Origin of the sequence: Acinetobacter sp. RF14B, from assembly GCF_006864105.1 — a bacterium.
GTDB lineage: Bacteria > Pseudomonadota > Gammaproteobacteria > Pseudomonadales > Moraxellaceae > Acinetobacter > Acinetobacter lwoffii_C.
Window position 1 is genome coordinate 1 of sequence record NZ_SMTB01000039.1, and the last position, 25,456, is coordinate 25,456.

Below are 25,456 nucleotides of genomic sequence, written 5' to 3' on the forward strand. Positions count from 1 at the left end.
GTTGCGCCGCACGCCAGCGACGTTCGCCCGCAATAATTTCATATGGATAACGCTCATCATCGACCGGACGAATCACGATAGGCTGCATGATGCCATGCTTTTCAATCGAGGCTGCCAGTTCCTGCAAATCCTGTTCTTTAATATGACGGCGAGGCTGGTATTCACCACGTTTGAGCAAATTTACATCAATCTGTTTCAACTGGCCATGATCGAGGCCTTGAGCTTCAAGTTGTAATTTTTCTTTTTGAATTGATCCCAGCAAGGCATCCAAACCACGACCTTTGGCGAGTCCACGTTTCTTGACGGTCATGCTTTACTTCCTTTTTTTACTCTGCTTTTCTTTAATACTTCAGCCGCCAGATTTAAATAAGCAACTGCACCCTTTGAACTTTTCTCGAAATAAATCACCGGCAAGCCGTGTGCCGGAGCTTCTGCCAGACGGACATTACGCGGGATCACGGTGTCATACAGCTTTTGACCAAAATACTGTTCGAGTTCTTCAGAAACATCACGAGTCAGGGCATTACGTGCATCATACATGGTACGCAATACACCCACGATTTGGAGTTCCGGATTCAGCGCCTGCTGGATCCGATCAATGGTCTGGGTCAGATCTGCCAACCCCTCCAGCGCATAGTACTCACACTGCATTGGAATAATCACGCCATCGACTGCAGCCAGAGCATTGACAGTAATCAGGCTTAAACTTGGAGCACAGTCCACAATAATATAGTCGAATGCAGATTCGACTTCCTGCAATGCTTCGCGCAAAATGAACTCGCGCCCTTTTTGCTCCGCAATCGCCAGCTCTACCCCAGCCAGGTCACGGTTGGCACCTAAAACCTTATAGCCGACTTCTGCCTTGGTAATAGCGGTTTCAATTGGCACTTCACCCAGCAATACGTCCGTAATCGAATACAGCAGATCATTCTTTTGAATGCCTGAGCCCATGGTCGCGTTTCCCTGTGAATCCATATCCACCAGTAAAACACGTTTTTTTAACACAGCTAAGGATGCCGCCAAATTTACTGCGGTTGTGGTTTTACCGACACCACCCTTTTGGTTTGCAATCGCAATAATTTGTGCCATGTTGACCCCAATCCTTTGAAAATATCAAATATGTTTTAATAAAAGTAAATGACGCTGTTCGTCTAAACGCGGAACTTTCAGCTCAATAATCTGACAGCTAAACTCATCTTTCAATGCATCCACTTCATCGGCAGGAATCAAGCCTTTCATAGAGGCAATAATACTTTGCTCATGCATATAAGGCCGAGAGGCATTGACAAAGTCAGTCAATGAGGCAAATGCACGACTGGTAATCACATCAAACTGGCCCAGCTCATTAATACTATCTTCATTCTCTACACGGGTTTGTACCGCGATGACATTTTTTAATTTTAAATCAGCAATAAATTGCTTCAGGAAACGGATTTTCTTACCGTTTGAATCGAGTAGCACACATTCGCGCTCCGGCTGACAAAGCGCAATAATCATACCCGGCATACCGCCACCTGTGCCAATATCCAGCAGACGACCTGCTGGTAGATCTTTCAAGATGCTCAGACTATCAAGCAGATGCTTGACCAGCATCTCCTTAGGATCACGAATCGCGGTCAAATTGTATGCTTTATTCCAAAGTACCAAAGCATCCTGGTACTTAAGTAATAAATTTAAAGCTTCATCAGACAGCACTAAACCTAAAGCCTGGCTACCCTGCTTTAGTTCTTGAAAAAACGTGTGCATAAACAATCAACGCTCGAAAAAGTTAGGTGGAAGTATACCGATTTCTCTATATTGGGACAGTAGGGAGTGCTTAGTGAATATTCACTTAAGTAGACTTCCCCTCACGGATCGCCAAATCCAGTGCACTTAAACGTTCAGGTGTGCCCACATCCACCCAAAGACCGGATAATTTAGAGGCAGCGACCTTGTTTTCCAGCATCGCCGCTTTTAATAAAGGTGCCAAAGGACGCTTTCCGGCCTCCAGTCCCTCAAACATTTTAGGATCAATCACCGATACACCGCTAAAGGTCAGGTTTTCACCTGTGACTGACTGCTCAAAGGTATACGCCTTTCCTTCAGCTAGCGTAAAATCGCCTTGCGGATGCTGCTCCGGATTTTGCACCAGAACCAGATGAGCCAGATTTTCAGCCAGCTCAATCTTTAATAGCGGCGCAAAATCCATCGTGGTCCAGACATCACCATTAACCAGAATAAATGGCTCATCTCCTAATAATGGTAAGGCATTGATAATCCCCCCCGCCGTTTCCAAGCCTTCAGCCTCACGTGTCCAGCGAATATTGACACCAAACTGCGAACCATCACCCAGTGCACCAATCAGCACATCGGCCAGCCAGGCAGAGTTGATGACAATTTCAGTCACTCCAATCTGTTTAAGCTTTTCAATATGCCAAACAATTAAAGGCTTACCACCCACTTCCAGTAATGGCTTTGGTTTATAGAGGGTTAATGGACGCATACGATTACCGAGGCCCGCAGCTAAAATCATGGCTTTCATTTAAGCAGCCACCTCGTATAAACCATATTTTGCTTCAAAGGCTGGCATGACTTTTTCATGCATGAATTGCATGAATGGCTGTAATTCTGCATACGGTTTGGTCTCTTGCAACAGATACCACATCACCCGTGGCAGGTCTTTGAGATAAGCTGATTTACCATCGCGTTCAAACAAACGTACAAAAATACCCAAAATTTTGATATGGCGCTGAATCGACATCATATCGGCATCTTTTTTAAACTGCTCAAAATCACGTTCTTGCTTGGAGGCTGCCGGTAACAGGTCGTAGAATATTTTAAACCACTGATAGACGCGGTCTGCATTCCACTGTACATAAGCATCACGAGTGATTGAAATCAGGTCATAGGTATCTGCACCGATCACCGCATCCTGAAAATCAATCACGCCCAGCTCAGTCTCATTCTCAATTTTCATCAGGTTACGGCTATGAAAATCACGATGTACAATCACTTGTGGCTGTGCCAGAGCCGCATTGGCCAGAATTGCAAAAGTACGTTTAATCAGGGCAGTATCAGCTTCTGTCGGCTGAATTTTTAGAGCTGGCAACATCCAGTCCGTCAGCAGCTCCATTTCTGAAATCAGCTTTTCATAAGAATAGACAGGAAGCTGACCTTCTCCCGGAATCGATTGTAACTGGATTAACTGCTTAAAACTCTGCTCATAATAGGCATCCACCGTTTCATCATTCAGCAGATTGGACAGCAATACATCACCAAAATCTTCTAGCAGCAAAAAGCCTTGTTTCAAGTCTTTGGACACGATATGCGGAACGCGCACACCATGTGCATCAAAAAACTCATCAATCGTCACAAAAGGCACACAATCTTCTTTTTCTGGAGGTGCATCCATGAGCATAAATGTTTTATTATTCAGTTTGATTCGTGCATAACGACGAAAGCTAGCATCGCCTGCTAAAAAATGAGTTTCAAACTGATCTGAACCAAGTACAGAGGCAATCCAGGATTGTATTGATTGTTCGCGTGGTGTGTTCATTTGCAATATATTCTAATACAGGCTGAGTTTTTAAAGTGCTAAGTGTAGCTACTTATCAACTTTTTCTCTATGATGCGACAATAATTAATTGCGATAAAAGCATGATTGGTTAATGAGACAAATGAAGCATCACTTTAAAATCAACCCTCTAGCGACTGCGATCTTAACCCTTTTATGTGGCAGCTCAGCATCAAGCTATGCTGCATCAACTGTCTCATCCGATGTAAATGCAGAACAACTCAAACAGCGCATTAATGAGAGCTATCCAGGTGAAGCATTTTTCTCCCAGTATTATATCGACAAGTCTGCTCCAGAAGCCCAGCAGCGCCAAGGCAAAGCGCTAAGTTCAGCCTATTGTGAAGGTGCCTGGATTACCCCGATTTCACCGGATACACCGGCGATTGATCCAGAACAGGCGACTTCTACTATTACGGCAGATTATGGACATTATAATCCGACAGGTGATTCTTATCTGGAAGGTAATGTACTTATAGACCAGCAAGGCCGCCAGATTCGTGCAGAAAGAGTCACCATTGATCAGACTCAAACCTATGCCAAGGCAGAAGGACATGTGCAGCTGGCGCAGGGCGGCCTGATCTCGCAAAGTGATGATATCAATTATAATTTAAAAACCCAGCAAGGCGACCTGAACAACAGTTTTTATATTGCAGAACAGCAACATGCCCATGGCCGTGCAGAAAAGATTGCCAAAACCTCAGACAATACCCTTGAGCTGGAAAATGCCACTTATTCCACCTGTCCTCCTGAGCAAAAACCGACCTGGAAAATTCAGGCAGAAGAAATCAAGCTAAACCAGGAAACCGGACGCGGGGAAACTCGCAATACCAAACTATACGTTAAAGACGTTCCTGTTTTGGCGGTGCCTTATTTCAACTTCCCGATTGATGACCGCCGCACGACAGGTATTCTCACACCAACCTTTGGCTTTACCAATGATGGCGGCCTGGAACTTGGTGTACCCGTCTATTTAAATCTGGCGCCACAATATGATGCGACTGTGACGCCGCGGTATATCGGTGACCGTGGTGCGATGCTGGATGCGGAGTTCCGCTACTTAACTGAAAACTTTGGTGCAGGCCAGATCTGGGGAGGCTATCTGCCGTCCGACGAAAGCTATGACAATGAAGACCGGAAAAATCTGCATTTCCTGCATAACTGGCAAATCAATGATCAGTTTTCTACCCATTTAGAGTATAACTATGCGTCGGACAAAGATTTTTTCTCTGATCTGGACAACAACCCCGATTCAAAAACTGACCTAAACCTGCGCCGTGCATGGGAACTGAACTATCAAAATGGTATTCCTGGACTGAAAGCGCTCTTCAAAGTTGAAGATTTCCAGACGCTTGATCCGAGTGTGTCCGATGAAGACCGCCCTTATGCCCGTTTGCCACAGCTTTTGGTGAATTATAAACGCGGCAATCCGCTTGGTTTCGAGGCTGAGTTTAATAACGATACTGCCTATTTCCAGAAAGATCTGAGAAATATTAAAGAGACCAATCCAAATGGTACTGTTTATCAACCAAGTGGAACACGAATCTATAATGACTTTTCGGTACGTTATAATCATCGTACGCCGTGGTCATTTGTTATTCCAGAAGTATCTGTCCGTAACATCAATACTTTTTATGATGAAGAAACTCAGAACCGCAGCTCATCCAGTGAGAACCACTCGGTGGTGGTACCAGAATTCACGCTGGATACGGGCCTGACTTTTGAAAAAGAAGGGCGTTATTTACAAACTTTAAGCCCTCGCCTGTTCTATGCTTACTCACCCTATGAAAATCAGCAAAACCAGCCGAATTTTGACTCAGTGGTGGCATCGATTAATTATGATCAACTATTCAGTCCACGCCGTTTTTATGGCCATGACCGTTTAGAAGACAATAACTTCGCATCTTTAGGGCTGAGCTACAGCCTATTTAATGAAGACGGTCTAGAGCGTTTACGTGCCAGTATTGGCCAAAGTTTCTTTTTTGAAGACCGTCGTGTAACCCTGGAACAAGACACGGATAAGTTTGATCGTGAAAGCCATACTGGCCCTGTGATTCAGCTGACCAGCCAACTCTCCCGCAATCTCCATGTCAATCTTAACTCCAGCTGGATGTCCAATGGCGATAATGCCCAGCGCGATTTGCAGGTTTATTATACGGGTGACCAGGGCAACCTGTATAACTTAGGCTATTTCTATCGCAAAGATATTCCAGAGCGCCAGGATCGTTATGATCAGGTGGTGGGCTCATTTATCCAGCCTATTGCCAACAACTGGCGTCTGGTTGGACATGCCCAGTTTGATCTGGACAATAGCGTGGCACGTGAATATTTACTTGGCGTAAACTATGAGTCATGCTGTTGGGGCATGTCGGTATATGGACGTTCATATTATAATGACCTGGACGATGTGAATGATTCAGGCGTCAAAGCCAAACGCGCAATTATGGCTGAAGTGACCTTGAAAGGCCTCGGTGGGTTAAGCAACAAACTCACTTCATTACTAGAAAATCGCATTCTAGGTTTTAACAATATCAATCAAACTTGGACAGAACGTTAATGAAGACAAAACAGTTAAAACATTTTTTTAAAGCGACCGCATTGGCACTGTGCCTTTCTTCAGCAATGACCACGTTTGCTATTGCTCAACCTAAAGATGAAGTCGTAGCTGTTGTCGACAATAGCGTTATTCTGCGTAGTGATCTGGCTCAAAGCGTAGCTGAAGTTACTCACCAGCTGCAAAAGCAGAACAAGCAGGTGCCACCCCAGCCCTATTTAGAGCAGCAGGCGCTGGAACAACTGATTTTACGTCAGGCACAACTGGAACAAGTGAAACGCTATAACATCCGTCCAGACGAAAAAGCGTTAAACGAAGCTGTATTGAAAGTTGCCCATGACTCTGGGTCATCGAGCCTCGAAGCCTTTCAGCAAAAACTGGATGCTATGGCACCAAATACCTATGCGTCTTTGCGTAACCGCATTGCGGAAGACTTGGCGCTTAACCGCCTGCGCCAGCAAATTGTGACATCACGTATTCAGATTAGTGATCAGGACGTGAAAAACTTTCTGAATACACCACAAGGTCAAGCTTTGCTCGGCAGTCAGGTGCATGTCTTGCATTTACGTATTACAGGCGAACATGCTGCACAAGTGGTCAACCAAGTAAAAAATGAGCTGAGCAAGACCAACGATATTCAGGCTATCAGCAAAAAATATACCAGCGCTGATGTGCAGGTTGAAGCTGCTGATATGGGCATGCGCAACCTGGCAGAAGTTCCTGCCGAGCTTGCCGCACGTATTACGACGCTACAGCCTGGCCAGACCTCAGAACTGATTACGGCTGCTGACGGTGTACATATACTCAAGCTTCTGGAACGTAAAGGCGGTGAGAAAAAGGCGCTTGTTCCCCAGTACCTCACTCGGCATATTCTAATTCAGCCATCTGAAGTGGTAAGCCCTGAAAATGCCAAACAAATGATTGACAGCCTGTACAACCGCTTAAAACAGGGCGAAGACTTCACCGTGCTGGCTTCCACTTTCTCCAGTGATCCGGGTTCGGCCCGTGATGGTGGCAGCTTGGGCTGGGTAAGTCCGGGAGTGATGGTACCTGAGTTTGAAGAACGCATGAAAAATACACCTGTTGGCCAATTTAGCACACCATTCCAGTCTCAGTTTGGCTGGCATATTCTGCAAGTGACTGATACCCGCCAACAAGATATGACTCAGGAATATCAGGAACGTATGGCACGCCAGATTTTGGGTGAGCGCCAATTTGATGCCGAACTGGACAGCTGGTTACGCGAAATCCGCAACAATGCTTATGTTGAAGTTAAAGATCCGCAGCTTGATCCTAAACGCAACCATAAAGATTAAGGCGAAATTAACACGCCAGTTCTAAAACCTAATGCCGGTCAGTTTCAAAATTGACTGGCATTTTTATTTCTTAAATTCTCGGGTGAAATGCAATAGAGCGTGATTTCTTAAAGCTCCAAGTTGATTTATAAATACTTCCACAGAATACTTAAAACCCACTCTTTCTTATTACTTCATTCAATCTCGATATAAAAAAACAGTAAAGAAAAATCCTGTATTTACAACATATTTATTTTAAAAAGATTTTATAAAACAAAGGCTTTCTATGAACCCTATTGATAAATTATTTTGGACGATCTCTGCAAAAAAAATTAATAAATCTTTAGAAAAAGTTTTAATTTCTGATTAAAAATTCAGCCTTAAGCTTGACTGAAATAATGACTATGGTCATCTCATTCTATTAATACGGGTTTAGGTTCTTTAAATATTTTTATTGAAATGAATCAACTAATTATTGCGAGTGAGTCATATTTAGTGAGCTCAAAATTCTTGCTGAATATTTCACTAGAGCAGACTGAGACTATTGTTAAGTATGAGCTAGCATTGCCATTAATCGCTATTACCTTCTAACAATCCTCTACCGATCCTTACAATTCAACTATACATCTTCAATGCCGGTTGGCATAAGTTCAAAACATAAGATAATAAATATTCAGTGGAGGAAAGCATATGCAAAACCTGCTAACCGTGATCTCATGGACGTATAGCCCTTCCAGCCGCCACCTGAAAATTATTTATAGTAATGGCGATATTGAACTGTACCATCCAGTTCCAGAATTTGTGTATAACAATCTGTTAAGACGTCAAGATAAAACGGCCTTTATACAAAAATATCTTGAATATAATCTACACTTTAACCGGATCGGTATTTATTAGAAGCAAATCAGACTAGCTGAACTATAAATTACTACGGAGTAACCTGCACCGACTGGAATATCTTGAGCATAAAATATAGATTCTGCTGAATCAGAGGAAAAATCAACTGCTTCAGCATGAGAAATGGGCTGATCAACCACCCATAAACTAACATTTGGCTTGAGTCATCGAGCCAAATGGCATCAACAAGAATGATAAGCCTTTCGTTCAGTATCCAGTTACCATTAAACATGCTCTATGCTGCTTCTTGATACAACGTGTGGAACCTTCTCCCTGCCATCTCTGAATGCTTAAAGTGCTCGCACCAGCTTAAACCGTTCTACCTCACGATCATCCGGGCAAGTAATTGTTTCTGTAAACATCAACAGTGGCCGAACCCAAATCGAATAATCACCATATAAACACTGATAAACCACCAATTTTTCTTCAGTCTCACTATGGGTCGCGACATGCAGCACCTGGTAAAGTTGCCCCTTATAATGCTGATAGATTCCACGTTGTAAGTCCATTGATCTGCTCCTTAAAACTCACGCTATATTAGCTGAAAAATAGTAACTTGCCGGCTAAGTTTACTTGAAAAATTAATTATTCATGCCATCTATACGTCTGAAATTCATCATGAATCCCTCTATTAATTAACAAATACGATTAAACCAACAAAAATAAACTGTTTTGCCTATTCATGCATTTCTATTATCATTTACTTATCAAATAAATTTTTACTCCCTTGGAGATGTTAGCAATGTTGGATCAAAATACTTCCGCCCAACTCAAAACCTTACTTGAACGCCTTGAAGCACCTATTGAGCTGGTGGCCACTTTAGATCAATCAGATAAATCTGCCAAAATCAAAGAACTTGTGGAAGAAGTCGCTGCTCTGTCTGATCGGGTGACTGCCCGCTTTGATGGTCAGAACAAGCGGGTACCCAGCTTTGGAATTGCCAAAGCCGGTGAACAGCCACGGGTGTTCTTTGCAGGTTTGCCAATGGGCCATGAGTTTACTTCCCTGATTCTGGCATTGTTACAAACGTCGGGTTATGCCCCGAAAGTCTCTGATGAGGTGCTGGCTAATATTAAAAGCCTGAATATCCAGTCTGACTTCGATGTCTTTGTCTCTTTAAGCTGCCATAACTGCCCGGATGTGGTGCAGGCACTCAACCTGATTGCCATCTATAACCCGGGTACCACTGCCACCATGATTGATGGAGCCTTCTTCCAGGATGAAGTGGAAGAGCGCAAAATCATGGCGGTGCCGATGGTCTTCCAGGACAACAATCATATCGGTCAGGGGCGTATGACGCTGGAAGAAATCATTGCCAAACTGGATAGCAATGCAGCAGCCAAAGATGCAGAAAAACTGAATGCCAAACAAGCCTTTGATGTACTGGTGATTGGTGGAGGTCCCGCGGGGAATACCGCCGCAATTTATGCTGCCCGTAAAGGCATTCGTACCGGGATCGTGGCTGAACGCATGGGCGGTCAGGTCATGGATACCATGGATATTGAAAACTTTACCTCTGTCCAGAAAACCCAGGGTCCAAAGTTTGCGGCAGAAATGGAAGCCCATGTGCGTGAATACGATGTGGACATCATGAACCTGCAGCGTGTCTCTGCGATTAAAGGTGCCGATGAAACCTCCAGTGGTCTGGTAGAAGTCACCCTTGAAAATGGTGCAAAACTTGCCTCAAAAACTGTGGTGCTATCCACAGGGGCACGCTGGAGAGAGATGAATGTTCCGGGAGAGCAGGAATACAAGACCCGTGGCGTGGCGTACTGTCCGCACTGTGATGGCCCCCTGTTTAAAGGCAAACGTGTTGCCGTGATTGGTGGCGGTAACTCGGGTGTAGAAGCAGCGATTGATCTGGCAGGTCTGGTTGAGCATGTTACCCTGATTGAGTTCGATACCAAACTGCGTGCTGACCAGGTTTTGCAGGACAAGCTGAACAGTCTGGCAAATACCAGCGTTATCAAGAATGCGCTGTCTACTGAAGTGCTGGGAGACGGCTCACAGGTTACCGGCCTGAAATACAAGGACCGTGCTACGGATGAAGAGCATGTTGTTGAACTGGCGGGCATCTTCGTACAGATTGGTTTGCTGCCAAATACCGACTTTCTGAAAGGCAGCAAAGTCGAGCTAAGTAACCGCGGTGAGATTGTGATCAATGAGCGCAATGAAACCAGCATGCAAGGTGTGTTTGCTGCGGGTGACTGTACTACTGTTCCCTACAAGCAGATTATCATTGCCACTGGTGAAGGTGCAAAAGCCTCGCTGTCTGCTTTCGATTACATGATACGCTCAGGACAATAATTTCAAATTGACTGAAGGAAGTCCGCTTAATGCGGACTTTTTATCATGTCATCTTTTAAAAATTACTTTTTAATTTAAAGTTTGATCAATTATTTTTTATTATTCCCCCTTTTTTATTTCCCTTTAATTGCTCTACTTGGCCTGTAATTAATTTTTATCATCTATTATCTGTATGTTATTGTCGGCAATCTCGTATTGTCAGCTTTAAAAAGCTGTCCTATGATGAAGCCACAACCTCCTCTTTCATGATCAAAAATAAAAAGGATAATATCCCGGGAGAAGAACAGTGCAATATCAATATCATTGTGCGTGCTGCGAAAAAGTGGTCGACTCCACAGAAAAATCATGTCCACATTGCGGTTCACACCATATTCGCAGTCCTTTTGGTTTCTGGATTTTTTGTCTGGTTGCCTGCTTGGTTACAGCGCTTGTCTTTAAAGCTGTACATGTTTATATCCAGTCTCAACAGGAAAAGCCTGCTCACTTGAGCATTCTGGATGTACTACAAGAAGAAAATAAACGTTTTCGCTAAACTGACTTAACATCCGATAACCTAGACCTGATGTTTATCAGGTCTTTTTATGCACTTAGATTAGCATTTAAAATCCTATCTCCCACCCTTTCCTGTTTTTCTCTTCAGTTCAGGATTTGCTATACTGCTTTTTTACAGATGAGTATTTTCATTTATGGTTCAGTTGATTAAAAAAGGTGGTTTACGCGAGCGTGCCAATCGCAGTCGCCGCTATCAAGATTCAGAAAATACAGTAACCACCCTAAAACCGAATCGTTATACAAATAGCCAGAAGCAGGAGGTTTTCTACTTCATGCCTGAAGAAAAAAAGATAATCCCACCTGCTCAAAAACCAGATTAACTCATCAAAACCAACGCATCATACCAAAGCCAGAGTGCAAAAATCAAAAATAACCCACCCGAGGCAATATCAATATAACTGCTTGAGCGTTGATATAGGTTTTTAATCTTGGGCCGGGAAATCAGCAACATCAGCAAGCTGAAGGTAATGAAAGTTTGCAGCGGAATAATCACTGTCAGTTGAGCCTTAAGGTACTGTGAGGCCGTTGAACTTAATGCCAGTGAAAATACACTGCTAAAATAAATCAATGTCTTGGGGTTAGACAGATTGGTGAATAAGCCCAATGTGAAATAGCTTTTTGGCTCATTCATTGCCTTGCTATCATCAGCTGTTTGATGCCGATTTTTAAAACTTTGCCAGCCTCCACTTAGCATGGCCCACCCCATTTTTGCCAGAAACAGTCCACCCACTATCATTAGTAACTGCTGAATCCAGGGAAATTGGTTTATTAAGACCGTGAAACCGGCCAGCGTTAATACCACCCATACCACAATGCCGACTGAAATCCCGGCAATAATCTTTAAGGCATTGGTTCGTGTGGTCGAGGCTGCACTTTTCGCAATAAGGAGAACATCTGGACCTGGGCTTAGTTGAGCAACAAAATGAAGGAGACAAATGGTAAAAAGCAAAGACATTCAAATCTCATCTCTGTATAAAAACTGATTATAACTTTGCTTCAAAGAATGAGAAAGTTCCCATAAAAAAGCCGAATCATCGGATTCGGCCTGAAATATTCAGCAGTGTGTCCTAATCTTTTTTTGGACCGACATCTTTCATTCCAATTTTTTTGGCATCGGGGGTCACTTCGCGTGCTTCACCATCAATAATCGTTGAGTCACTACGTCCTTGCTGGTTTTGCATATCCTGCATTTGACGCATCAGCTCAGAAAACGGGTTTTGACCTTGAGGGCTGCCCATATCCCCCATCATACCACCCATCATTTTTTCCATCATGGCCTGTTGACGTTTCATCATCACTTTCATCATGGCAACCTTAAAGGCTTGCTGAACAGGTGGGATCAGCATCAATAGCGCCAACACATCCGTAATCAGGCCTGGAATTAACAGGAAAAAACCTGCCAGAATTTTAGGCAAATTCGACGATAATGCAGGATCTGCACTCATTTGTCCCATTTGCATCTGCTGCATTTGTGGCATAACTCCCGCAGAATATTTGCGGATCATGTTCATGCCTATAAAAAACGCGGCAATAAACCAGAAAAATACGTACCACATGCTCCCGACGAGGTCACCCACGCCAATCCACACAAATACTTCGAGGATTAAGCCTGCAAGGATAATAAGAAATAATTTCATGAAAATTAATCTGATCTCAGTTCAATAAATATTAAGATGCCGTAATCAACTGCTTCATCAGGATCAAGCTTTTTTGATACGCTTATGTAACAATATGGGCATTATTTTAGTTTTAAAGTGCAGGCATGTCATTAATTATCGGGATTGATCCCGGCTCACGTTTAACTGGCTACGGAATTATTCAAAAAGAAGGCTCAAAACTGACTTTTGTCGATGCAGGCACCATCAGAACTGAAACAACAGAAATGCCTGAACGCTTAAAGCGGATTTTTGCGGGTGTAGAGCGTATTGTTAAATTTTATGGGCCAACTGAGGCGGCTGTAGAACAGGTCTTTATGGCGCAGAACCCCGACTCTGCTCTTAAACTGGGCCAAGCTCGTGGAGCAGCCGTTGCAGCACTGGTCAACCTGGACCTAAAAGTCGCTGAATATACAGCGCGGCAAATTAAACAGTCGGTAGTGGGCTATGGGGCGGCAGATAAAGAACAGGTACAGATGATGGTCATGCGGATTCTTAACTTGACCATTAAGCCCCAGCAAGATGCTGCCGATGCGCTGGCTGCTGCAATTTGTCATGCTCATGCTTCAGGCAGCATGAGTAAAATGGCAGTACTGAATGCACTCGGCGGGATGGCACGTGGACGTAGTCGGGTCAGCAGTCGTCGCCGTTAAACTTTAACTTAAAATCTAAAAAATCTTGAATATCCAAGCTATTTATATCTAAAACATGCCACTGAACTTCGGTTAAGTCTGCACCTAATGCTTCAGTCAGGCTTAGCTGGAGCATTTTCTGAATGATCTTTTCTGGGCCTAATATTATCACTTTGACTTAGCCGGTAGCTAAACTTCCGATATGGTCTTTCAGGTCCAGTTCAGTCACCTGCTGTTCAAACCAGCGGCAAATCCTATCCCCTTAAAATCACCAATCAGTGATTTTTGAGGCTGGCATTTTAGTGTTCTTCCCGGTTAATAACTTGATAAATCGTGTGCTTCATCTCCTGGGCCTGCAAACCGCGTTCCCCGGTTTGGGCCAGACTGTCTCCTGCTAGAGCATGCAAAGTCACTATGTCATGTAAACTGAGCTGATCGGCAAACTGCGCTTTCAGACTGGCAATCATACCTGCCAAGACATCTCCCATACCTCCGGTGCCCATCCCGGCGTTGCCAGCGGTGCAAATATAAAGCTGATCTTCCAGAATCAGGCTACCTGCACCTTTAAGTACCCATTGACCCTGATACTGTTTTTGCAGCTGCCAGATTGCCTGTATACGGTCTGCTTCGACTTGATCTGTATGACACCCCAGTAAAGTGGCTGCCTCGCCGGGATGTGGTGTGGCATAGGTTTTATGATTTAAACTTTGGGGCTGTCTGGCCAGAAACCATAATGCGTCTGCATCCAGCACAACTTCAACATCACTTTGCTGAAGCAAATCAAACCAGGCGGTATATTGCTGTTCTGCCCATAGATCACGCCCTAGCCCCATACCAAAACAGACTGCATCAGCTTGCTGTAGTAGAGCTGCTCGCTGCTCTTGATTGAGCGCATTGATATCACGCACCATGATATTCGGTGCACGTGCTAAAATCGCTGTATGATGTCTGGCATTACAGATCACCGTCACTTTACCTGCTCCGGCCACAAAGGCCGCTTCGGCCGCCATCATCACTGCACCGCCCATATCGGCATGTCCACCAATCACCAGAACATGACCATAACTACCTTTATGACCAAAGGCTTCGCGCTTCGGCAAATAAATATCAGTAGGTGCAAGCTGTGCCAGTGCTTGAAGCTCAGAATCGGCAGGAATGACCGGGATCAGCTCAACCTTGCCACTATATGCTTTGCCTTTTCCAGTAAATAATCCGGCTTTTAAACCTAATACGGTGAAACAGTAATCGGCTTTGACGGCAACAGGCAAAGGCTGTCCGGTATTGGCGTGCAAACCGCTGGGAATATCAATAGACACTTTAAATCCGGGCTGCTGATTGATCTTCTGAATAATATGCTGCCAGTTTGTATCCAGTTTTCGGTTCAGGCCAATACCAAATAAGGCATCCACATAAGCCTGATATTCTTTTTGAAAATTAAAATGGTGATAAATTTGTAGGCCCGCTTGCTGACTTTCCTGAACAGCGTAGTGCAGTTCTTGAGAGGGACCCGCTTCGGCAGCATAAATGTCTACCTGAAACCCAGCCTGTTTTAAATACTTTGCCACCAGATAACCATCACCGGCATTATTACCCTGCCCGCAACACACTGCAATTGTTCGGATTTTTTGAGTCTCGAATAAAGCAATCAAGCGCTGACTGATCAGCCAGGCGACCTGCTGCATTAAACCATACGCACTATTTTGCCGGGCAAACCAGCGCTGCTCCCATGCTTGTACATCCTGGCTATGGTAAACTGGAGACTGCATTTTTCCTTCCCTGCTTCTGGTTTATGACTACACCCACTTCTCAAGCGCAAATACCAGTTTATCAGCATGATCCTGGCGAACTCAAAGCCTGGATCAAAGCGCAAGCACGAGAACTGGGCTTTTCTGATTGTGTCATTGCCAAACCGGATGCTCAAGCAGAATTAGCACGTCTGCAAGAATATCTAGATCGTGGTTATCATGGCGACATGAGGTTTCTGGAAGACAATCTGGAGAAGCGCGCCAACCCCGCATTACTGGTTCCAAATACCAAATCCATCATTTGTGTGAGAATGGATTATCTGGTGGAGGTTCCTGAGCCGCGCATGGTTCCGTTTGCACCCAATTCCGCCATTATTGCCCGTTATGCACGGGGCCGTGACTATCATAAAACTATGCGCGGACGGCTAAAAAACCTGGCAGCCAAAATCCGTGAAAAAGTAGGTGAATTTGAATCGCGGCCTTTTGCTGACTCCGCCCCTATTTTTGAAAAATCTCTGGCTGAAAGCGCAGGTATGGGCTGGACCGGAAAACATACCCTGCTGATCCAGCAAAAATCCGGCTCATTTTTTGTTCTCGGTGAACTGTTTAGCTCACTTGAACTGCCTTTTGATGAACCTGCAACCAAGCATTGTGGCTCCTGTAGCGCATGTATTGATATTTGCCCCACTCAGGCTATTGTAGAACCTTATATGCTAGATGCACGGCGCTGTATTGCCTATTTAACTATTGAGTATAAAGGAATTATTCCTGAAAACTTAAGACGTGGAATTGGTAACCGGGTCTTTGGCTGCGATGATTGCCAACTGATCTGCCCATGGAACAGCTTTGCCAAGACTACTTCCGTGGAAGATTTTTATCCGCGACATGGGCTGGATCAGCTTAGTTTGCTGGAGCTATGGAACTGGGATGAAGCCACTTTTTTAAGTTCAACCGAAGGCAGTCCAATTCGCCGGACGGGCTACCAGAGCTTTATGCGTAATATCGCCATCGGCCTTGGGAATGCACCTTTTAGTGCAGCTATTTTACAGGCCTTAACTGAACGGCGTGATTTGCATGATGAGCTTGTGCAGGAGCATATCGATTGGGCCATTCAAGAACAACTGATAAAATCACGATAATTTTCAATTTTTACTTCGGTTCACACTTTTCCGTCAAAAGCCTTACACATCTTTCCTTCAAGCTGTGGCATAAAAAAAGACAGACGGATATTAGACCGGAGGTGAATATGCAAAAATCATCTAAAGATCAAAATCAGGAACAGTTGGACCAACTGCAAGAGCAGAAGCAGCAACAGCAGCCACAACAAGGTCCACTTAACTCCCCAAAAAACAATCAGCACGAACAGGATGAGCGTGTCTTGGACAAGCAACATCGTACGGATTTACAGAATCAGAATATTCATGGAAATCATCGCGAATAATCTCCAACTTAACAGTCCAATGCAAAGTCCACCTTGTGTGGGCTTTGTTTTTTCTATAAGGTCATATTTTGCTAATGAAGCTACTCTAAGTTTTACTTAAGATGTAAGAATGATAAATCATATGGATAGATCCAAGGACAAAAATATGAGTACTCACCAGCCTTTACGGAATGATTGGTCACGAGAAGAGATAGAAGCCCTGTATCAACAGCCTCTTATGGACCTTTTATTTCAAGCCCAGCGTACCCATCGTGAATATTTTGATGCCAATAGCATCCAGGTTAGTACCCTGCTTTCCATTAAAACCGGAAAATGTCCTGAAGATTGCAAATACTGTTCTCAGTCAGCGCATTATGATTCTAAACTTGAAGCTGAAAAACGTATTGCAGTTGAAAAAGTCATTCAGGAAGCCAAAGAGGCCCTAGCTTCGGGCAGCTCACGCTTCTGTATGGGCGCAGCCTGGCGCAATCCGCATGAACGCGATATGCCTTATGTACTGGAGATGGTTCGCGAAGTCAAAGCACTGGGGCTGGAAACCTGCATGACTTTGGGCATGTTAAATGCCTCTCAGGCTGACCGTTTAAAAGAAGCGGGGTTGGATTATTACAACCATAATCTGGATACTTCTCGTGAATACTATTCCCATATTATCAGTACTCGTAGTTTTGATGATCGCCTGAATACCCTGGATCATGTTCGTGGAGCAGGTCTAAAAGTTTGTAGTGGCGGGATTGTCGGGCTGGGCGAAAGCCGCAATGACCGTATTGGCTTATTGTTTGAGCTTGCAACCTTACCTATTCATCCGGAGTCTGTACCGATTAATATGCTGGTACCGATTGAAGGCACACCAATGGCAGATGTCGAGAAACTAGATGTTATTGAATGGATTCGCACCATTGCCGTAGCACGTATCCTGATGCCAAAGAGCTATATCCGTCTTTCAGCTGGCCGTGAATCTTTAACTGATTCCGATCAGGCGTTGGCTTTTATGGCAGGTGCCAATTCGATTTTCTCGGGTGAGAAGTTATTGACGACCCCAAATACTGCCAAAGGCCGTGACCAGCAGCTTTTTGACAAACTGGGACTCGTTGCCGAACAGCCTAAACCAAGTATCCGCGCATTAGCCACCGATGCTATGGCTACTGGGGCCATTGCCAGCGCCTCATAATTCTTTCCTGTTATTCAGAACTCACCGTCGCAAAATTATGGGCGGTGATCAAAATTCCGTAGCTTGCATTCAGATAGTCTCCTATTCGAACCTGATCAACACCATTGGCATGATAGACAGTCAGTTCTTGGGATAGCGCATCATAATGAAAGGAATCATAACAATCTTGATGCAAGCTCAGCCAGTGTAAAGTATCTGCTAAATTACTATCGACAATATATGTTTGTGCATAGAAATCTTTGGCCATTTTCTTCCGCTATCCGTTAAATTTTTCACGATAATTTTAACGGATATATATTCATGCACAAATAAAAAGTGAGCTGAAGCTCACTTTTTATATTTTTTATGCTCTTATCTTTAGTCTTTACAAGTCCCACACTTGCGACACTCCCGATCTGCCCCGATTTCCTCCATTTGCTGGTATTCATAAATGTGTAAACAAAATAGTTTTCTTAATAATTGAAGCATCTTAAAACTCCTTTCATTATTTTTTATAGGCTTCTTTGAATTATCTCCTCCTGAGATAAAAAGATTTTAATGAAAAATCTCTTACTATTTATTAACATAATTTCTTGCTTTGTAAAATACATTTTGTCCACTTTTTAATGTTTAAATCACTTGTTTAATACCGCTTCAACTTAAAGCTCAGACCAGACCCTGTTGGCAGTTCCTATTTAGATAACCACAGTCCCCCAATTGACTAAAAAAAAATGCCCTTCAAGAAAAAACTGAAAGGCATTTTTAGCTTAAAACCTTGCGCTAAAACCAGATGACGACATTTCTCCGATCTATATTTCTTAAAGGCTTCTTAGCGATGCAGATTAAAAGTAGATTGCTCAGGTTGTGATCAATGCATTCAACCTCGAAAGGCTGCTTCAATTGCTGCAACATCAATTTTCTTCATCGTCATCATTGCATTAAATGCCCGCTTGGCAGCCGTACGGTCAGAGCTGGTAAATGCTCGCGTTAAAGCAACCGGTGTAATTTGCCATGAAATCCCCCACTTATCCTTACACCAACCGCAGTCACTTGCCTGACCTCCATTACCGACAATTGCATTCCAGTAACGGTCAGTTTCACTTTGATCTTCAGTAGCGACTTGAAATGAAAAGGCTTCGTTATGCGTGAATGCAGGCCCACCATTAAGTCCAACGCATGCAACACCCAGCACGGTAAATTCAACAGTCAACACATCTCCTTCTTTTCCTGCAGGATAGTCTCCAGGGGCGCGATGAACCGCACTGACAAAAGAGTCCGGAAAGGTCTCAGCATAAAATTTTGCGGCCTCCTCAGCATTGTCATCGTACCAAAGGCAGATAGTATTCTTGGCTATATTGATCATTTCATCTCTCCTATAGAGATCAGGACATAGACTATTTTGCATGATTTTAAAGCCCTGCAGCTATCAGCCTAACCAAATTAGTACCGCACATTTGCTATATGTTACGCAAATCTGAATTGACTTTCTGATGATTATTTTTATAGTGAATCGAGCTTACGGAAGCACTTAAGCCAGCGCTGATCATTGCCCTAAAGCGAATGAACCACAGGATATTTTGAATCTTTCCGATGGTAATTTATTTTTTAATTTGATGTGAATCTAAACCAGTGGCTTTGTGGCAATAGGCAAGCGCTAGAAAATGACATGTGGCAGCCATTCATAATCTGCTATACATCCAATCCTAAAATAAAAAAGAGCCTCATTTGAGGCTCTTTTTTTGACTAGAATCTAGTTATGCATTAGTTTCAGCTGGAATTTTTGGATAGCTTACGCCGCCCATCTGTTCAGCGATACGAAGTACTTGGCAGCTATAACCAACTTCGTTGTCATACCATACATAAGCAGTTAAACGGTTACCTGAAGTAATAGTCGCTTGCGCATCAAATACACCTGCCGTGCGCGAACCGATAAAGTCAGAAGATACAACCTCTGTAGAGTTTGTATAACCGATTTGACCTTGAAGGTTAGAATTAATTGAAATTTGACGAATGTATTCATTTACTTCATCACGATCAACTTCTTTATCCAAAGTCAGGTTCAAAATAGCAAGAGATACGTTCGGAGTAGGAACACGTACAGAGTTACCTGTCAATTTACCTTGAAGCGCTGGAAGTGCTTTCGCTACTGCTTTAGCAGCACCAGTTTCAGTAATAACCATGTTCAGCGTTGCTGCACGGCCACGACGATCCGCTTTATGGTAGTTGTCAATTAAGTTCTGGTCGTTTGTGAACGAGTGAACAGTTTCAACATGACCATTTAATACGGTGTATTTGTCATGTAACACTTTTAGCGTTGGAGTGATTGCATTGGTGGTACAGCTTGCAGCAGAGATGATCTTGTCTTCATCAAGAATGTCAGCCTGGTTCACACCAAATACCACGTTCTTCATATCACCTTTACCAGGTGCAGTCAGAATTACGCGAGCAACGCCCGAGCATTGCAAGTGCTGAGCAAGACCTTCAGCATCACGCCATTTACCGGTGTTGTCGATCACAAGTGCATTTTCAATGCCGTAAGCAGTGTAATCTACTTCAGACGGATTTGATGCATAGATCACTTTGATGAACTGACCATTTGCAATGATCGCTTCGTTCTCTTCATCTACAGAAATTGTGCCTGCAAACGGACCATGGATAGAATCACGACGTAATAAAGACGCACGTTTTTCCAGGTCACCGTCAGATGATTTACGAACCACTATTGCTTTCAGATTCAAGCCACGACCAAGACCTGACTGGCTGATCATCAAACGTGCCAGGATACGGCCGATACGACCGAAACCGTAAAGAACGACATCTTTCCCTTCAACAGAAGTAGCACTGCCTTCAAGAGATTTCACGGCATCTGCAACAAAGGCATCAATATCGCCGCCTTTTTCTTTGTATTCAACAGCCAGTTTGCCTAGATCAATTTCAGCAGTACCAATGTTTTGCACTTTAACCAATGCTTCAAGAATTGGGAAAGTATCTACTACAGAAAGCTCAACATCTAATACGCGAGTACGGCGATGTGCCTTAAGAATCTGGATCACAGAACGGTTAATTAAAGAACGGCCGTAAACTGTAGCTACAATATTTTTTTCACGATACAACTGACCCATCAGGGCAATCATACGCTCCGCAAGTTCCTCACGGTTTTTCCAACGACCTTGGTGCTCTGCATGAAGGGCAACGATAGTGTCTTTACTCACAGATACGTCCTCTAATTAATTGTAAATCTAAGCATAAATTTCAAAACCTGATAATTGTAATGGAATTAGCCGCAACTTTGAATCAAAAGCTGAATAACTCTTGAGGAAAATTTCGTATATTCACTATAAATTTTAAAAATAGCTATAATTAGTCAAATGATTTTGCTTTTAAAAATAAATGAAACAGCATATTTGGCATAGAAACAACTTTTTTGTTAAATGTTGTTTATTCATTCAATCCCGATCTGAAGGGTCCACGTAGTCTGGATATTTTTCCAGATTTCGCGCCAGCGCCAGACGCCGTTTATGCTGTTCCAGCAGGTACAGTACGCCTTCAATGACCAGTAGCAATACCGCCAGCCAGATAGAAATATAAGTCAGCCATTCACCCGCCCCAATCCGCTCGCCCAAAGCCATAGACGCAAAGGCCAGCAACACAGGCTCCAAATAGCTGAGTAATCCAAAAATGACAAAAGGCAAATAACGGCTGGCCAGAATATAACTTCCCAGCCCTAATGCACTTAAAAAACCCAAAACAATGACCACCAGAACAAGGTGCTGTGCCTCAACAATCAGCTGCATGGAATCGCTATGAACAAAGCCTAAATAAATCGCAACAGGTAAGATTAAAAACAGATCCCACCAGAAACCGCCCAGATGATCAGTCTGGAATTTACGGCGCATAAAGAAATACAGCGGATACGCCAATGCAACATAGACCGTTTCCCAGGCAACTGCACCAACCCGCCAGATTTCATGTCCTACACCCAAGATAGCAAGCGCTACTGCTGCCATCTGCCAGTGTGACAACTTTTCTTTATAGATTGCACATCCAACCAGAACCATAACCAGGGGCAATAGAAAATAACCCAAAGAAACTTCCAGGCCACGCCCATTAATCGGCCCCCACAAAAACAACCAAAGCTGGGTGGTACATAGAAATGAACTAAAAAGTAACCAGACTAAAAACATCGGTTCTTTCAGAATGCGCTGAAAGATATGGCTGATATATTTTAAATCACCTGACCACCACATAAATGCAGTCAGGAATGGAATAGTGGCCAGCATTCGCCAGGCAAAGGTCTGTTCGCTGTCCAAAGGCTGCATAAACGGGGTAAAAAGATACAAGACACCAAACACCACAGATGCCAGTACTGATAATGCGATCCCTTTATACATGCTTTTAACCTATAAAACTTCAGGCATATTATAGCGATTAGTCAAAAATAAAGCTTGAACATCCCGCTATTCAACTTCCTGAATATAAGTAAAAAAATCAGAAACAGCAGCCGTAAAAAAACCATGCTTGGACATGGTTTTTATGAGCTTAACTTTTAAGGCTCAGTAGTCTGAATCTGTTTGGTTCGGATCAGATCGCTTAAGTCATAACCTATCGATTGAGCATATTGCAGATATTCATTAAGCACCTTTTGATCAAGCTGTGGATCACGTGACAATACCCACATATATTTACGCCTCGGCTCTCCAACGAGTACGGTCTGATAGTGATCATCAAGTTTTAATACCCAGTAATCGCCACGACCAACCGGTAACCAGCGGATAAACTCGGGTAAGAAGCTGACCTTGAGTTTGCTATTGTACGGGGGATTCTGAATATATGCTTCCCCTAATGACTGCATCACCTGACCATTTTTCTGGACGCAGCGGTTATCTACAGTGACGTTGCCGTTTTCATTTAAGGTATAAGTAGCCGTGACATTACGATCACACTTTTGCTGAAAAACAAGCGGCTTACGCGCCACCTCATACCAGGTTCCCAAGTAGCGATCCAGCTCTACCTTTTCAACGGTAGGCAATGGCGCTTTTTGTGCATAGGACATCGTCGCCATACCCAAACCAACCAGCACTGCACCACCCACCGCAATTTTTGCAAGTTTAAACCCCGCACGAGGGATATTTTTATTTTTCATATCTATACCTATGACACGAGTCTGATCACAATTTGTAAGCAATTTTATAAACTCACCTTAACGTGCTTCAATCCGTTTTTATGTAGCATTATGTTAGATTTATGCTTGATTTTAAGCGGACTATAGGATGAACGGTGAGTGAGTTTTAGCTCAGCATCTGGGCTTTCAGGCGTAAGATTTCATCACGAATCCTCGCAGCCTGCTCAAACTGCAAATCCTTGGAAGCTTTGAGCATTTCTTTTTCCAGCTTACTGATATGTTTAGCAAACAGTTTCGGGTCCGCCATAATATGGCGTTCATCTGCGCTAATTGCACGTGCCTGATCAGAAGCTTTTAAGGTGATTGAATCATCACTTAAGTCTTCACCCGTATCAATTTCCTTAATGACCTGACGCACAGCGCTACGCGGTGTAATTCCATGTTCTTTATTAAATTGAATCTGTTTGGTGCGACGGCGATCCGTTTCATCAATGGCTTTTTGCATCGAGTCAGTAATACGATCTGCATACAAAATCGCTTTACCTTTCAGGTTACGCGCAGCCCGACCAATCGTCTGAATGAGAGAACGCTCTGAGCGCAGGAAACCTTCTTTATCGGCATCGAGAATTGCAACCAGAGACACTTCCGGCATATCCAGACCTTCACGTAGCAGGTTAATGCCGACCAGTACATCATAAACACCGGTACGCAGCTCATGAATAATTTTGACACGCTCCACGGTATCAATGTCTGAGTGTAGATAAGCCACCTTCACCCCATATTCTTTTAAATAAGAGCTGAGATCTTCGGCCATGCGTTTGGTCAAAGTCGTTACCAGCACCCGTTCATCCAGATCTTTACGCAAATTAATTTCAGACAATACATCATCGACTTGAGTCAGCACCGGACGAATTTCAATTTCCGGATCAATCAGACCTGTCGGGCGCACCACCTGCTCGACAATCTGCTGGGATTTTTCCAGCTCATAACGTGCAGGCGTGGCACTGACATACACCGTAGCAGGAATAATACGCTCCCACTCTTCAAATTTCATTGGGCGATTATCCAGTGCACTTGGTAGACGGAAGCCATAATTCACCAGATTTTCTTTACGGGAACGGTCACCTTTATACATGGCGCCAATTTGCGGTACAGTCACATGTGATTCGTCAATAATCAGCAAGGCATCATCGGGAATATAATCAAATAAAGTTGGAGGTGCTTCGCCTGCCGGACGACCGGACAAATGCCGAGAATAGTTTTCAATGCCATTGGTATAGCCGAGCTGCTGCATCATTTCCAGATCATAACGGGTACGCTGCTCAATCCGCTGTGCTTCAAGCAGCTTGTCATTTTCACGGAAAAATACCAAACGTTCTTTCAGTTCTTCCCGAATCGTCTCAATGGCTCGTGCCAGATTGTCTTTAGGCGTCACATAATGACTTTTTGGATAGATCGTAACCCGTGGCACTTTACGGATCATTTTTCCGCTTAAAGGATCAAACCAGCGAATCGAGTCAACTTCATCATCAAACAGTTCAATACGGATAGCATCCTGATCCGACTCTGCCGGGAAAATATCGATGATTTCGCCGCGAATCCGATAAGTACCACGTAAAAATTCAAGCTCATTACGGGTGTATTGCATCTCGACCAGTCGGCGAATAATATCATCGCGGCTGATCCGGTCTCCTTCTACCACATGTAGCAACATGCTCATATAGGCATTCGGATCACCCAAACCATAAATTGCAGAAACCGAGGCGACAATAATCGCATCACGGCGTTCCAACAATGCACGTGTGGCAGAAAGACGCATCTGGTCAATATGGTCATTAATGGCCGAATCTTTCTCGATAAATGTATCGGAAGATGGTACATAGGCCTCAGGCTGATAATAGTCATAATAACTGACGAAATACTCAACCGCATTATTCGGAAAAAATGCCTTAAATTCCCCATAAAGCTGTGCCGCCAGTGTTTTATTATGTGCCATGACAATGGTCGGACGCTGGGTACGTGCAATCACATTGGCCATGGTATAGGTTTTACCAGAACCTGTTACTCCAAGCAGAAGCTGATCGTGATAGCCCTGTTCAATTCCCTTCACCAGCTTTTCAATGGCTTGCGGCTGATCACCCGCAGGTTGATAACTGGTCACTAGTTCAAAGGGCTTTTTATCACTCATAGCTTCAATAAATTCACTGCGGATATCGATGCAATTTATTATGAGGGCAAATCTGAATTACTCAATCCCTGGCCAGGTTTCTGTTGAGTAAATAAAACAATATTACTATTCATTATTGGCTAGCACTTTAATCACGATCTCGTTTGACAGATCATCAAAAAAAATTGAAATTATGAAAGTAATATCTACAAAATCATAAGAAATAGACAAAAAATGAAAGATCAAGAATATCGAGAAATCGCTTCTTAGATTAGCATTTGAAGTGCAACACCATGTTGTTGCCATAATACCTGACTCGGACTTTTAAAGCCGAGTCTTTTTCTTGGACGATGATTCAAGCGTTGAGTAATTTCTGCAATATATGCATCCG

Annotated in this window: 25 protein-coding genes; 10 read left to right on the plus strand and 15 right to left on the minus strand. The window is 43.6% G+C overall.

Features of this window, described 5'->3' with window-relative positions; all coding sequences use genetic code 11:
• The 5 genes from E2K52_RS07570 to E2K52_RS07590 form a co-directional block, all read right to left on the minus strand.
• The coding region (locus E2K52_RS07570; protein WP_151204525.1) for a ParB/RepB/Spo0J family partition protein at nt 1-310 on the minus strand (310 nt) is incomplete at its 3' end.
• Nucleotides 307-1,089 (minus strand): ParA family protein, encoded by a 783-nt coding sequence (locus E2K52_RS07575; protein WP_151204526.1) that lies wholly within the window; start codon nt 1,087-1,089, stop codon nt 307-309. The genes E2K52_RS07575 and E2K52_RS07570, both read right to left, overlap by 4 nt.
• A 24-nt stretch (nt 1,090-1,113) precedes the next feature.
• On the minus strand, nt 1,114-1,746 hold the full coding sequence (rsmG, locus tag E2K52_RS07580; protein ID WP_151204527.1) for a 16S rRNA (guanine(527)-N(7))-methyltransferase RsmG: 633 nt from the start codon (nt 1,744-1,746) through the stop codon (nt 1,114-1,116).
• Nucleotides 1,747-1,831: 85 nt separating this feature from the next.
• Complete coding sequence (murU, locus tag E2K52_RS07585) at nt 1,832-2,521, minus strand: N-acetylmuramate alpha-1-phosphate uridylyltransferase MurU (RefSeq protein ID WP_151204528.1); 690 nt, start codon at nt 2,519-2,521, stop codon at nt 1,832-1,834.
• Complete coding sequence (locus tag E2K52_RS07590; RefSeq protein WP_151204529.1) at nt 2,522-3,535, minus strand: aminoglycoside phosphotransferase family protein; 1,014 nt, start codon at nt 3,533-3,535, stop codon at nt 2,522-2,524.
• Nucleotides 3,536-3,656: 121 nt separating this feature from the next.
• Between E2K52_RS07590 and E2K52_RS07595 the strand changes: the two genes are divergently transcribed.
• From E2K52_RS07595 to E2K52_RS07605, 3 genes are all read left to right on the plus strand, one after another.
• Nucleotides 3,657-6,107 carry an LPS-assembly protein LptD gene (locus E2K52_RS07595; RefSeq protein ID WP_151204530.1) on the plus strand — a complete coding sequence of 817 codons (2,451 nt, stop codon included), beginning with the start codon at nt 3,657-3,659 and terminating at the stop codon, nt 6,105-6,107.
• Nucleotides 6,107-7,420, plus strand: a complete 1,314-nt coding sequence (locus E2K52_RS07600) for a peptidylprolyl isomerase (protein ID WP_151204531.1) — start codon at nt 6,107-6,109, stop codon at nt 7,418-7,420. Before E2K52_RS07595 ends, E2K52_RS07600 begins: the two co-directional genes overlap by 1 nt.
• A gap of 669 nt (nt 7,421-8,089) precedes the next feature.
• Nucleotides 8,090-8,296 carry a KTSC domain-containing protein gene (locus tag E2K52_RS07605; RefSeq protein WP_151204532.1) on the plus strand — a complete coding sequence of 69 codons (207 nt, stop codon included), beginning with the start codon at nt 8,090-8,092 and terminating at the stop codon, nt 8,294-8,296.
• Between the two features lie 290 nt (nt 8,297-8,586).
• On the opposite strand, the gene E2K52_RS07610 is transcribed toward E2K52_RS07605, so the two are convergent.
• The gene (locus E2K52_RS07610; RefSeq protein ID WP_151204533.1) at nt 8,587-8,805 is read right to left on the minus strand and encodes a DUF1653 domain-containing protein; all 219 of its coding nucleotides are present in this window, start codon (nt 8,803-8,805) and stop codon (nt 8,587-8,589) included.
• A 233-nt stretch (nt 8,806-9,038) separates the two neighbouring features.
• Here E2K52_RS07610 and ahpF point away from each other — a divergent pair, with 233 nt between their 5' ends.
• From ahpF to E2K52_RS07625, 3 genes are all read left to right on the plus strand, one after another.
• Nucleotides 9,039-10,604: an alkyl hydroperoxide reductase subunit F gene (gene ahpF / locus E2K52_RS07615; RefSeq protein ID WP_151204534.1), complete on the plus strand. Its 1,566-nt coding sequence runs from the start codon at nt 9,039-9,041 to the stop codon at nt 10,602-10,604.
• Nucleotides 10,605-10,890: 286 nt separating this feature from the next.
• Nucleotides 10,891-11,136: a hypothetical protein gene (locus E2K52_RS07620; protein ID WP_151204535.1), complete on the plus strand. Its 246-nt coding sequence runs from the start codon at nt 10,891-10,893 to the stop codon at nt 11,134-11,136.
• Nucleotides 11,137-11,290: 154 nt separating this feature from the next.
• Nucleotides 11,291-11,476, plus strand: coding sequence for a hypothetical protein (locus tag E2K52_RS07625; RefSeq protein ID WP_151204536.1), 186 nt, complete (start codon nt 11,291-11,293; stop codon nt 11,474-11,476).
• Here the strand turns inward: E2K52_RS07625 and E2K52_RS07630 are convergent.
• Together E2K52_RS07630 and E2K52_RS07635 are read right to left on the minus strand one after the other, a co-directional pair.
• Nucleotides 11,473-12,111 carry a LysE family transporter gene (locus E2K52_RS07630; RefSeq protein ID WP_151204537.1) on the minus strand — a complete coding sequence of 213 codons (639 nt, stop codon included), beginning with the start codon at nt 12,109-12,111 and terminating at the stop codon, nt 11,473-11,475. The genes E2K52_RS07625 and E2K52_RS07630 overlap by 4 nt on opposite strands.
• Before the next feature lie 112 nt (nt 12,112-12,223).
• The gene (locus E2K52_RS07635) at nt 12,224-12,793 is read right to left on the minus strand and encodes an FxsA family protein (protein WP_151204538.1); all 570 of its coding nucleotides are present in this window, start codon (nt 12,791-12,793) and stop codon (nt 12,224-12,226) included.
• 125 nt (nt 12,794-12,918) lie between these two features.
• On the opposite strand from E2K52_RS07635, the gene ruvC reads away from it, so the two are divergent.
• Nucleotides 12,919-13,464, plus strand: coding sequence for a crossover junction endodeoxyribonuclease RuvC (gene ruvC / locus E2K52_RS07640; RefSeq protein WP_151204539.1), 546 nt, complete (start codon nt 12,919-12,921; stop codon nt 13,462-13,464).
• Between the two features lie 278 nt (nt 13,465-13,742).
• Here the strand turns inward: ruvC and E2K52_RS07645 are convergent, their stop codons facing one another.
• Nucleotides 13,743-15,209 (minus strand): NAD(P)H-hydrate dehydratase, encoded by a 1,467-nt coding sequence (locus tag E2K52_RS07645; protein WP_151204540.1) that lies wholly within the window; start codon nt 15,207-15,209, stop codon nt 13,743-13,745.
• Between the two features lie 23 nt (nt 15,210-15,232).
• Between E2K52_RS07645 and queG the strand changes: the two genes are divergently transcribed.
• From queG to bioB, 3 genes are all read left to right on the plus strand, one after another.
• On the plus strand, nt 15,233-16,327 hold the full coding sequence (gene queG, locus E2K52_RS07650; RefSeq protein WP_151204541.1) for a tRNA epoxyqueuosine(34) reductase QueG: 1,095 nt from the start codon (nt 15,233-15,235) through the stop codon (nt 16,325-16,327).
• Between the two features lie 107 nt (nt 16,328-16,434).
• Nucleotides 16,435-16,629, plus strand: coding sequence for a hypothetical protein (locus E2K52_RS07655; protein WP_151204542.1), 195 nt, complete (start codon nt 16,435-16,437; stop codon nt 16,627-16,629).
• A gap of 145 nt (nt 16,630-16,774) precedes the next feature.
• A complete protein-coding gene (bioB, locus tag E2K52_RS07660; protein WP_151204544.1) occupies nt 16,775-17,797 on the plus strand; it encodes a biotin synthase BioB in 1,023 nt (340 codons plus the stop codon).
• 10 nt (nt 17,798-17,807) lie between these two features.
• On the opposite strand, the gene E2K52_RS07665 is transcribed toward bioB, so the two are convergent.
• From E2K52_RS07665 to uvrB, 6 genes are all read right to left on the minus strand, one after another.
• Nucleotides 17,808-18,044: a hypothetical protein gene (locus E2K52_RS07665; protein WP_151204546.1), complete on the minus strand. Its 237-nt coding sequence runs from the start codon at nt 18,042-18,044 to the stop codon at nt 17,808-17,810.
• Nucleotides 18,045-18,653: 609 nt separating this feature from the next.
• Nucleotides 18,654-19,139 carry a VOC family protein gene (locus E2K52_RS07670; RefSeq protein ID WP_151204548.1) on the minus strand — a complete coding sequence of 162 codons (486 nt, stop codon included), beginning with the start codon at nt 19,137-19,139 and terminating at the stop codon, nt 18,654-18,656.
• A gap of 391 nt (nt 19,140-19,530) precedes the next feature.
• Nucleotides 19,531-20,988, minus strand: coding sequence for a glyceraldehyde-3-phosphate dehydrogenase (locus tag E2K52_RS07675; RefSeq protein ID WP_151204550.1), 1,458 nt, complete (start codon nt 20,986-20,988; stop codon nt 19,531-19,533).
• Between the two features lie 234 nt (nt 20,989-21,222).
• Entirely contained in the window at nt 21,223-22,167 is a 945-nt protein-coding gene (gene rarD, locus E2K52_RS07680; RefSeq protein WP_151204552.1) for an EamA family transporter RarD, read from the minus strand.
• A gap of 155 nt (nt 22,168-22,322) precedes the next feature.
• Entirely contained in the window at nt 22,323-22,919 is a 597-nt protein-coding gene (locus tag E2K52_RS07685) for a lipocalin family protein (RefSeq protein ID WP_151204554.1), read from the minus strand.
• 145 nt (nt 22,920-23,064) lie between these two features.
• Nucleotides 23,065-25,086 (minus strand): excinuclease ABC subunit UvrB, encoded by a 2,022-nt coding sequence (gene uvrB / locus E2K52_RS07690; protein WP_151204555.1) that lies wholly within the window; start codon nt 25,084-25,086, stop codon nt 23,065-23,067.
• Nucleotides 25,087-25,456 lie beyond the last annotated feature (370 nt).